The sequence below is a fragment of the Tepidimonas sediminis genome (assembly GCF_007556605.1).
Taxonomy (GTDB): Bacteria; Pseudomonadota; Gammaproteobacteria; order Burkholderiales; family Burkholderiaceae_C; genus Tepidimonas; species Tepidimonas sediminis.
This window is the reverse complement of record NZ_VJND01000025.1, coordinates 1-10,016: the sequence shown is the minus strand read 5'-3', so window position 1 is coordinate 10,016 and position 10,016 is coordinate 1. Positions and strand designations below refer to the sequence as shown.

The window sequence follows — 10,016 nt, the reverse complement described above, 5'->3', positions numbered from 1 at the left end:
GCCCCATGGACGCGCCCCTGCCCCCCGCCGCCACCGCACCGACCGGCGCCCGCTGGCTGCGCCGGCTGGCCTGGGCGGCCGTCCTCGGCGCCGGCCTCGCGGTGTTCGCGTGGTACCGTTCGCCCGCCTTCCTGCAGCAGCTGGCCGACCGCCTGTGGAGCTGCTTCTGACCATGCATGCCGACCTGCCCCCCTCGCCCTGGATCACCGCGCGCGCCGCACTGCTGCGGGCACTGCACGGCCAGCGCCCCCGCCATGCGCTGGACGTGGCCTGCGGCCACGGCCGCCACGCGCGCTGGCTGGCGCAGCAGGGCTACCACGTCACCGCGGTCGACCGTGACCCGCAGGCGCTGGCCGCACTGGCCGACCTCGGCCCCGCGGTCACGCCGCTGCAGGCCGACCTGGAAGACGCGCCCTGGCCGCTGCCCGGCCGGACCTTCGACGTCGTGCTGGTGACGAACTACCTCTGGCGGCCGCTGCTGCCGACGCTGGTGGCCAGCCTCGCCCCGGGCGGCGTGCTGCTGTACGAGACCTTCGCCGCGGGTCAGGAAACGGTGGGCCGGCCGGCGCGCGCCGACTTCCTGCTGCAACCGGGCGAGCTGCTGCACGCCTGCACCGGCCTGCGCGTGCTGGCCTATGAGGACGGCTTCGATCCGCGCGGGCCGCGCTTCGTGCAGCGCATCGTGGCGTTGCGCCCGCCGGGCGACGCCACCGAGCCGCCGCGCTTGCCGCTGGCCGGCGTCGACGCTGGTTAGAATGTCCCCTGACCGGCAGCCTTGCCGCCAACCCTCCCGATCCCCATGAAGCCCATCACCGGCAGCATCGTCGCCCTCGTCACCCCGATGCACGAGGACGGCAGCGTCGACTACGACACCCTGCGCAAGCTGATCGACTGGCACATCGAGCAGGGCACCGACTGCATCGGCGTCGTCGGCACCACCGGCGAATCCCCCACCGTGACGGTGGAGGAGCACTGCGAGATCATCCGCGTCGCGGTCGAGCACGCCGCCGGCCGCGTGCCGATCATGGCCGGCTGCGGCGGCAACTCGACGCGCGAGGCCATCGCCCTGGCCGAGTACGCGCGCAAGGTCGGCGCCGACTGCCAGCTGCAGGTCGTGCCGTACTACAACAAGCCGACGCAGCAGGGGCTCTACCAGCACTTCAAGGCCATCGCCGAGGCCACCGGCGACCTGCCCATCATCCTCTACAACGTGCCCGGGCGCACGGTGGCCGACCTGCTGCCGGAAACCGCGCTGCGGCTGGCCGAGCTGCCCGGCATCGTCGGCATCAAGGAAGCCACCGGCAACCTGGAGCGCGCGCAGTGGCTGATCCGCCACCGCCCGGCGCACTTCGCCGTCTACTCCGGCGACGACGCCACCGCGGTGGCGCTGATGCTGTGCGGTGGCCAGGGCAACGTCAGCGTCACGGCCAACGTAGCCCCGCGTCTGATGCACGAACTGTGCATGGCCGCCATCGCCGGCGACGCGCGCACCGCGATGCGCATCCAGATGCAGCTGCTGCCGCTGCACAAGCAGCTGTTCATCGAAGCCAACCCGATCCCGGTGAAGTGGGCGATGGCGCGGCTGGGCCTGTGCGGCCCCACCCTGCGCCTGCCGCTGACGCCGCTGTCGGCCGCAGCGCAACCGGCGGTGGAGGCCGCGCTGCGCGAAAGCGGGCTGCTCTGACCCTCACGAGCCTGGACGACCACGGGAGACACCATGTCCGCGATCCCCTCCGACGCCCGCCCCGCTCGTGGCGGTCTGGCCTGCCTGGCGCTGGCGGCGCTGCTGGCCGGCGGTTGCTCGGTGCTGGAAGAGACCCGCATCGACTACAAGAGCGCCAAGCAGATCAACACGCTGGAAGTCCCCCCCGACCTGACCCAGCTGGCGCGTGACACGCGTTACGCCCTGCCGGGCGGCCCGGTGACGGCCAGTGGCTTCGAGGCCGCGGCGGCCGCGCGTCCCGGCACCACGGTGGCCGCCCCGGTGCAGCTTGGCGACGTGCGCATCGAACGCGCCGGCAGCCAGCGCTGGCTGGTGGTGGACCGAGCGCCCGAGCAGCTGTGGCCGGCGCTGCGCGACTTCTGGCAGGAAAACGGCTTCCTGCTCACGCTGGATCAGCCGCAGCTCGGCCTGATGGAGACCGACTGGGCCGAGAACCGCGCCAAGATCCCGCAGGACATCATCCGCGCCACCATCGGCAAGCTGTTCGACAACCTCTATTCGACCGGCGAGCGCGACAAGTTCCGCACGCGCGTGGAGCGCAACGCCGGCGGCGGCAGCGACATCTTCATCAGCCACCGCGGCATGGTCGAGGTCTACAGCAACGAGCGCAAGGACAACACCGTCTGGCAGCCGCGCCCGGCCGACCCCGAGCTGGAGGCCGAATTCCTGCGCCGGCTGATGGTCAAGCTGGGCGTCGCCCAGGAACAGGCCAAGGCGGCCACCGCCGCCGGCGCCGGCCCGGTGCAGGCGCGGCTGGAGACGCGCGAAGGCCGCCCGGTCGTCGTGCTGGACGACAACTTCGACCGCGCCTGGCGCCGCGTCGGGCTGAGCCTGGACCGCAGCGGCTTCACGGTGGAGGACCGCAACCGCGCCGAGGGGGTCTACTTCGTGCGCTACGTCGCCCCCAGCGCCGAGCCGGCGCAGCGTGAGCCGGGCTTCTTCGGCCGCCTGACCGGCTGGCTCAGCGGCGGCGGCAAGGCCGAGCAGGCCCCGGTGCGGCTGCGCATCCTCGTACGCGCCGAGGGCGACCGCACCACCGTGCAGGTGCTGGACGCCGCCGGCCAGCCCGACCGCAGCGCCAACGCCGAACGCATCGCCAAGCTGCTGGTCGACGACCTCAAGTGAACCCGGGCGGGCGGCCCCGCAGGCCGCCCGCCGTGCCTTCAGTCCGCGGCATCCGCCGGGCGGAAACCTTGCGGCGGGCTTGCCTCCATGCGGCCGCCGGCCTGCGTCAAGCGGTGACGGTCTCCTCCGCCGGAGCCGGCGTGCGGATCAGGTGATCGAACGCCGACAGCGCCGCCTTCGCGCCCTCGCCAGCGGCCACCACGATCTGCTTGTACGGCACCGTGGTGCAGTCACCGGCGGCGAACACCCCCGGCACGCTCGTGCGGCAGGCGGCGTCGATCTCGATCTCGCCGAAACGGTTGCGCGCCACCACGCCGTCCAGCCACTCGGTGTTGGGCACCAGGCCGATCTGCACGAACACACCCTCCAGCGCCAGCTCGTGCTCGGCGCCGCTGGCGCGGTCGCGAAAGCGCAAACCCGTGACGCGCTGGCCGTCGCCGACGATGGCCAGCGTCTGCGCCTGCGTGAGGATCGTGACGTTGGGCAGGCTGCGCAGCTTGCTGACCAGCACCGCGTCGGCCTTGAGCTGCTCGGCAAACTCCAGCAGCGTCACGTGCGCGACGATGCCGGCGAGATCGATCGCCGCCTCCACGCCCGAGTTGCCGCCGCCGATCACCGCCACGCGCTTGCCCTTGAACAGCGGGCCGTCGCAGTGCGGGCAGTAGGCCACGCCGCGGTTCCTGTACTCGGCCTCGCCGGGGACGTTGAGGTTGCGCCAGCGCGCGCCGGTGGCCAGCACCACGCTGCGCGCGCGCAGCGTCGCCCCGCCCTCGACCTCCACGCCGATCCAGCCGCCTGGCTCGGCAGCCGGGCGCAGCGCCACCGCGCGCTGGCCGTTCATCACGTCCACCTCGTAGTGGCGCACCTGCGCCTCCAGCGCCGCGGCCATCTTCGGGCCCTCGGTCTCCATCACCGACGGGTAGTTCTCGATCGCCAGCGTGTCGTTGACCTGGCCGCCCAGCCGCTCGGCCAGCAGCCCGGTGCGGATGCCCTTGCGCGCGGCGTACACCGCCGCCGCCGCCCCCGCCGGGCCCCCGCCCACCACCAGCACGTCGAACGGCTCCTTGGCCGCCAGCGCCTGCGCGGCGCGCTCGCGCGCGCCGCCGTCCAGCCTGGCCAGCAGCTCCTGCAGCGTCGCGCGGCCCGAATGTAGCACCTGTCCGCCACGCAGCACCAGCGGCACCGCCATCACGTTGCGCTCCTGCACCTCCTGCTGGAACAGCGCACCGTCGATGACGGTGGTGCGCACGCGCGGGTTGACGATCGCCAGCAGCGCCAGCGCCTGCACCACGTCCGGGCAGTTGTGGCACGACAGCGACATGTAGACCTCGAAGTCGTGCTCGCCCGGCAGCTCGGCCGCCTGCTCGAGCACCTCGGGCTCCACCTTCGGCGGGTGCCCGCCCATCCACAGCAGCGCCAGCACCAGCGACGTGAACTCGTGGCCGAGCGGAATGGCGGCGAACGTCAGCCGCGCCGGCTCCCCGGGGCGCTGCAGCGCAAACGACGGGCGGCGCGCCGCACCGCCGTCGGTGCGCACCGTGATGCGTCCGTCGGACAGGGCGGCGATCTCCTGCAGCAGGTCGAGCATCTCCCTCGCGCTGGCCGAGTCATCCAGCGAGGCCACCAGCTCGAAGGGCTGCTTGACGTGCGCCAGGTAGGCGCGCAGTTGGGTCTGGAGTTGGGCGTCGAGCATCGGGGTTTCCTCTCGTCGGTTCGGGTGACTGGGACAGCCCTCCCCCGCCACCCCCTTGGTCAGGGGTGATCGAGGTACGCATCGGGGGAGGCGGGATGGAATACCAGGGGCGGCGGCGCCGGCGCGGTGCCGCCGCGGTCGGCGTCAGATCTTGCCGACCAGGTCCAGCGACGGGGCGATCGTCTTGGCGCCCTCGTTCCACTTGGCCGGGCAGACTTCGCCCGGATGCTCGGCGACGTACTTGGCCGCCTTCAGCTTGCGCAGCGTCTCCTTGACGTCACGCGCGATGGCGTTGTCGTGGATCTCGGCGGTCTTGATGACCAGGTTGGGGTCGATCACGAACGTGCCGCGCAGCGCCAGGCCCTCCTCGTCGATGTGCACGTCGAACTGGCGCGTCAGCTGGTGCGTCGGGTCGCCGATCAGCGGGAACTTGGCCTTGCCCACCGCCGGCGAGGTCTCGTGCCACACCTTGTGCGAGAAGTGCGTGTCGGTGGTGACGACGTACACCTCGGCCCCCAGCTTCTGGAACTCGGCGTAGTTGTCGGCCGCGTCCTCGACCTCGGTCGGGCAGTTGAAGGTGAAGGCCGCCGGCATGAAGATCAGCACCGACCAGTGGCCCTTGAGCGACTGCTCGGTGATCTCGACGAACTTGCCATTGTGGAAGGCTTGCACCTTGAAGGGCTGCACCTGCTTGTTGATCAGCGACATGGGATCTTCCTTTCGTGGTTGAGGGGAGAGTCGGGACACCGCACCCGGCCGCTGCGGGCAGGGAAGCCGGCGTCGACCCGCAAATCATAGCTGAAAGCAATCACTTCTGACTATTGATAGTTACTATAGACTCGATCGCTCCACCTTATACTCGTAATACGAATCGTTCTCAGTTATACTTCTCCACTCGAGCCTGACCCTCCCCGCGACTTGCGACACCATGACCCAGCCACTCGACCCCCCCTTCCGTCGCCCGCACGCCCCTGGCCTGCCCCTGGGCGCAGCCCTTCTGGCCGCGAGCCTGAATGCCGCCGCCCAGCCGCAGGCGCCGGCTCCCGAGACGGCCGGCACCCTGGCCACCGTCACCGTCACCGGTCAGCAGGACCCTGCCGAAGTGCGCTCCAAGTCCACCCTCAAGCCCGGCACCACGCGGCTTGGCAAAGGCGAGCAGTCGCTGCGCGAGATCCCGCAAAACGTCACCGTCATGACCGAGCGTCTGCTCGACGACCGCAACCTGGACGACTTCCGCGACGTGCTGCGCACCACCGCCGGCATCACGTTCCAGGCCGGCGAAACCGGCGAAGAGGACGTGCGGCTGCGCGGCTTCTCGCTCGGCCAGGCCGGCGACATCTACCGCGATGGCATGCGCGAAGGCCAGCTGATCACCCGCGACACCTTCGCCACCGACCGCGTCGAGGTGCTCAAGGGCTCGGCCTCCATGCTGTTTGGCAAGGGCTCCACCGGCGGGGTGGTCAACCAGGTCACCAAGCAGCCGTTCCTGATGGATCGCTACGAGCTGGAGGCCACGGTCGGCAACGGCAACCACCGCCGCCTGCAGGCCGACCTCAACCGCCAGCTTGGCAGCGGCGCCGCCGTGCGGCTCAACGCCATGGCGCAAGAGGCCGACCTCTGGGGCGCCAAGGATGACCGCCGCGGGCTGGCCGTGGCGCTGCGCACCGGCATCGGCGAGTGCCACGAGTTCGCCATCGATCTCTACCACCTCGAGACCCGGCAACGGCCCAACTACAACCACCCCTGGCTGCTGACCGGCAACCCCGGCGAGACGGGGCGGCGCATCGTGCCGGTGCTGCCGGCCAAAAACCATTACGGGCTGGCCAGCGACTACCTCCACAGCGAGCAGAACGTGCTGACGCTGTCGCACACCTGGCGCCTGGGCCCGCAGGAGGAGCTCAAGACCACCCTGCGCCACGGACGCTACGAGCGCGATCTCTGGGCCACCGTGGTGAGCTTCTGCCAGAACAACGCCACCCTGTGCCCAGGACAGACGGTCAGCCTGGCCAATCCACCCGGACCCGGCACCATCCTGTCGCGCAACAACTTCAAAGGGCGCCGCGGCATCAGCGACATCACCCAGCTGCAGGCCGACTACAGCCACAAGTTCGAAGCCGCAGGCTGGCGCCACCACCTCACCGCGGGGATCGACATCACCGATGAAGACGCGCGCCGCAACAACAACAATGGCGGCGGCGCGCTGCCCGCCACCGCACCGGCCAGCGTGCGCCTGACGCGCGTGGGCACGCCCAACGACGGCGCGCGCCGCGACGACACCCGCACCTGGATCTACAACACCTTCGACGCCAAGAGCATTGGGGTCTATCTGCAAGATGCGGTGGAGGTGGCGCCGCGCTGGAAACTGGTCGGCGGCGTGCGCTTCGACCGTTTCGAGGCCGACTACCGCGACGCCGCCAGCGGCGCCACCGGCTCGCGCCGCGACAACGTCTGGAGCCCGCGCGTCGGCGTGATCTTCGACGCCGACGCGGTCTCATCCTACTACGCCTCGTTCGGGCAGTCTTACAACCTGTCGGGCGACACGTATCAGTTCGCGCTCGGCAACTTCGATCCGGGCAGCGCCAACGCCAAGCTTGCCAAGACGCCGCCAGAAAAAAGCCGCAACCTCGAAGTCGGCGCCAAATGGGAACTGTTCGAGCAGCGCGCGCTGTTGGGGGTGGCGCTGTTTCGCTCCGAAAAATACAACGAGCGCAACACCGACCCCGACAGCGCCGCGCAGCAGCTGCTGCTGTCGGGCAAGCGGCATGCCACCGGCGTGGAGATCAACGCCGCCGGCCGCATCACGCCGAAGTGGGAGATCTTCTACAACCACACTTGGATCCCCAGCGCCAGGATCGACCGCTGCAACGACGCCACCTGCCCGCCCAATGGCACGGTCGAGCGCGTGGGCGACCGTCCGGGCCTGACGCCCAAGCACAGCTTGAGCGCCTGGACCACCTACCGCGTCGCGCCGCAGTGGCGGCTCGGTCTGGGCGTCAACCACCGCAGCGAGCAAAGCCCGGTGGGCAACCGCACCGTGGTGGCGCCCGCGTTCACGACGCTGGACGGCATGGTCGAATACACCGTGGACGAGCGCACCACGGTCAAGCTGACGATCAACAATCTGACCGACAAGCTCTACGCCGACGGGCTCTACCGGGGCTTTTACGCGCCCGGGGCGCCGCGGCGCGTGTTTTTGAGCCTGAAAACCGTCTTCTGAAGTGTTTATCGTCTGAGGTGCTCCCAAGGGCTTGGGGCCCGATGCGCCCAACCGGATCATCGGGCCCCTTTTTAACGATGTCACCGTATCTTTAAGCCATCCGATGCTGCTTCACCTTCAAGGCTTGTTGACCACCGACGAGCGCGCCCACATTCGGGCCGTGCTCGACGCCCCTGATGCGCCCTGGCGGGATGGCCGCTTGAGCGCCGGCAGCCAGGCGGCGCTCGTCAAGCACAACGAGCAGCTGGCCCACGACAGCCCCCAGGCCGCCGAGCTGCGAGCCATGGTGCTGACCGCTCTGCAGCGCGAACCGCTGTTTTTTTCCGCCGCGCTGCCGCGCAAAATTTTCAATCCCCTCTTCAACCGCTACCGCCCGCAAGCGCCCGCGTATGGCCGGCACATCGACGGCGCGGTGCTGCACTCCCAGGCCGATGGCCAATGGGTACGCTCCGATCTGTCGTGCACGGTCTTCTTGAGCGACCCCGATGAATACGATGGCGGCGAACTCACCATTCACGACACGTTCGGCGTGCAGCGCGTCAAGCTGCCCGCCGGGGACGCGGTGCTCTACCCCGGCACGAGCCTGCACGAAGTCACGCCCGTCACGCGCGGCACACGGCTGGCCAGCTTCCTGTGGATCGAGAGCATGGTGCGCCACGACGAGCAGCGCCGCCTGCTCTTTGAGCTGGACATGAATCTGCTGCAGTTGCGCCAGCAGCTGGGGGAAACCGCGCAGACCACCGCGTTGACCGGGGTCTATCACAACCTTTTGCGCATGTGGGCTTCGACATGACCCTGCACGCGACCCAGCCCGCTCCGTCGCCGCGCTGCGCGGCCACAGCGTCGCCCGCCGGGATGGACGCAGCCGCCGCGGCGTATTTTTTGGGTGGCGCCGGCGACGAGATCACCCTGCGCGCCAACGAACGCGCCTGGCGCTCGATCGGCTGGCTGCCCCGCGTGCTGTCCACCCCCACGCAGGTGGACATCTCGACCACGCTGCTAGGGCAACGCTGGCCGACGCCGTGGCTCGTCGCCCCCATGGCCCACCTGCGGCTGGCGCATCCCGAGGCGGAGCTCGGCGCGGCGCTGGCCAGCGCGGTTCAGGGGGCGGGCTTCGTCCTGTCCACGCAGGCTACCGTGCCGCTGGAGGCGGTGGCCGACGCGGTGCGCGCTGAGCCGCAACGCGGCCCGCTGTGGTTTCAGCTTTATCCTTATGGAGGCCGCGAAGACTGGTGGCGGCTGGCGCAACGCGCACAGCGCGCCGGCTATGAAGCCATCGTGCTGACCGTCGATGCCCCGCTGCAGTGGCCCAGCGCGCGCGAGCAAGACGCCGGCTTTGCTTTGCCTCCGGACTGGCCGCAGCCGAATTTGCCGGCCGCCGCCCCGCGGGGCACGCTGGAAACCCTGCTCGGCTGCGCGCTGCGCTGGGATGACGTGGCTTGGCTGCGCCGACGGCTGGAACTGCCGCTGGTGCTCAAGGGCGTGCTGCACCCCGACGATGCCCGCCGGATCTGCGACCACAACCTTGGCGATGCTCTGATCGTCTCCAACCACGGGGGCCGGGTGCTCGACGGCTTGCCGGCCACCGCGCAAGCGCTGCCGGCGGTGCTGGCCGCCGTCGATGGACGCCGCTGCGTCCTGGTCGATGGCGGGCTGCGTTGCGCCGCCGACGCTGTCAAGGCGCTGGCGCTGGGCGCCGACGCGGTGCTGGTGGGCCGTCCGGTGGTGCAGGCCCTGGCCCAAGACGGCGCGCGCGGGGTGGCTCGCTTTTGGCGCCACTGGCGCGACGCGTTCCAAGCCACGCTGGCGCTGCTGGGCTGCGCCAGCCCCCATGAAACTCGAAGCGTAACCTTGATCCCGATGACCGATGCGACGCCCCATCGACATGCAGGAGATGCCGAAGATGAGTGAAATGCTGTGGGCCTGGCTCGGCGCTCTGGCCGCCGTAGCGATAGCGGGCTGGTGGGTGTTGCGCAGCCCGCGATGATGAACGCGCACATGGCCCCTTTCAGCCCATCCCAAGCTGGCAGCCCAGACGCTGCGGGCACGGTGCCGCGGTCGCGGCGCACCTTGGCCGTCAGCGGCGGCGTGCTGGCCGCGCACGCGGCTGCCTTGTGGACGCTGCAGTTCAGCCCCCCCGCGCCTCCGCAGGTTGCCGCGCCTCGGGTGCTGGCGGCGCAGCGGCCACGGCAGGCGCAGCGGGCGCCGCCACGGGAGCCGCCGCCGCGCTGGGGCCCGGCGCGGCGGCGGCTCCCGTG

General features: G+C 70.5%; 8 protein-coding genes and 1 pseudogene. 7 read left to right on the top strand and 2 right to left on the bottom strand.

The window, feature by feature from the left end; translation table 11 throughout:
• The first annotated feature begins 172 nt into the window (after positions 1-172).
• The 3 genes from Tsedi_RS12000 to bamC are packed head-to-tail and all read left to right on the top strand — an operon-like array spanning position 173 to position 2,848.
• The gene (locus Tsedi_RS12000) at positions 173-754 is read left to right on the top strand and encodes a class I SAM-dependent methyltransferase (protein ID WP_143896933.1); all 582 of its coding nucleotides are present in this window, start codon (positions 173-175) and stop codon (positions 752-754) included.
• A 45-nt stretch (positions 755-799) separates the two neighbouring features.
• A complete protein-coding gene (gene dapA / locus Tsedi_RS11995; protein ID WP_143896931.1) occupies positions 800-1,684 on the top strand; it encodes a 4-hydroxy-tetrahydrodipicolinate synthase in 885 nt (294 codons plus the stop codon).
• Between the two features lie 33 nt (positions 1,685-1,717).
• Positions 1,718-2,848 carry an outer membrane protein assembly factor BamC gene (bamC, locus tag Tsedi_RS11990; protein WP_143896929.1) on the top strand — a complete coding sequence of 377 codons (1,131 nt, stop codon included), beginning with the start codon at positions 1,718-1,720 and terminating at the stop codon, positions 2,846-2,848.
• A 106-nt stretch (positions 2,849-2,954) separates the two neighbouring features.
• On the opposite strand, the gene ahpF is transcribed toward bamC, so the two are convergent.
• Both ahpF and ahpC read right to left on the bottom strand, forming a co-directional pair.
• The gene (gene ahpF / locus Tsedi_RS11985) at positions 2,955-4,541 is read right to left on the bottom strand and encodes an alkyl hydroperoxide reductase subunit F (protein WP_143896926.1); all 1,587 of its coding nucleotides are present in this window, start codon (positions 4,539-4,541) and stop codon (positions 2,955-2,957) included.
• Between the two features lie 144 nt (positions 4,542-4,685).
• Positions 4,686-5,249 carry an alkyl hydroperoxide reductase subunit C gene (gene ahpC, locus Tsedi_RS11980; protein WP_143896924.1) on the bottom strand — a complete coding sequence of 188 codons (564 nt, stop codon included), beginning with the start codon at positions 5,247-5,249 and terminating at the stop codon, positions 4,686-4,688.
• Between the two features lie 220 nt (positions 5,250-5,469).
• Between ahpC and Tsedi_RS11975 the strand changes: the two genes are divergently transcribed.
• The 4 genes and pseudogenes from Tsedi_RS11975 to Tsedi_RS12300 all read left to right on the top strand — a co-directional run.
• Entirely contained in the window at positions 5,470-7,758 is a 2,289-nt protein-coding gene (locus tag Tsedi_RS11975) for a TonB-dependent receptor (protein WP_143896922.1), read from the top strand.
• Between the two features lie 103 nt (positions 7,759-7,861).
• Positions 7,862-8,551, top strand: coding sequence for a Fe2+-dependent dioxygenase (locus Tsedi_RS11970; RefSeq protein ID WP_143896920.1), 690 nt, complete (start codon positions 7,862-7,864; stop codon positions 8,549-8,551).
• Between the two features lie 62 nt (positions 8,552-8,613).
• Positions 8,614-9,669 carry an alpha-hydroxy acid oxidase gene (locus tag Tsedi_RS11965; protein ID WP_246099286.1) on the top strand — a complete coding sequence of 352 codons (1,056 nt, stop codon included), beginning with the start codon at positions 8,614-8,616 and terminating at the stop codon, positions 9,667-9,669.
• Between the two features lie 138 nt (positions 9,670-9,807).
• Positions 9,808-10,016, top strand: a pseudogene (locus Tsedi_RS12300) (hypothetical protein); the annotation flags it as partial.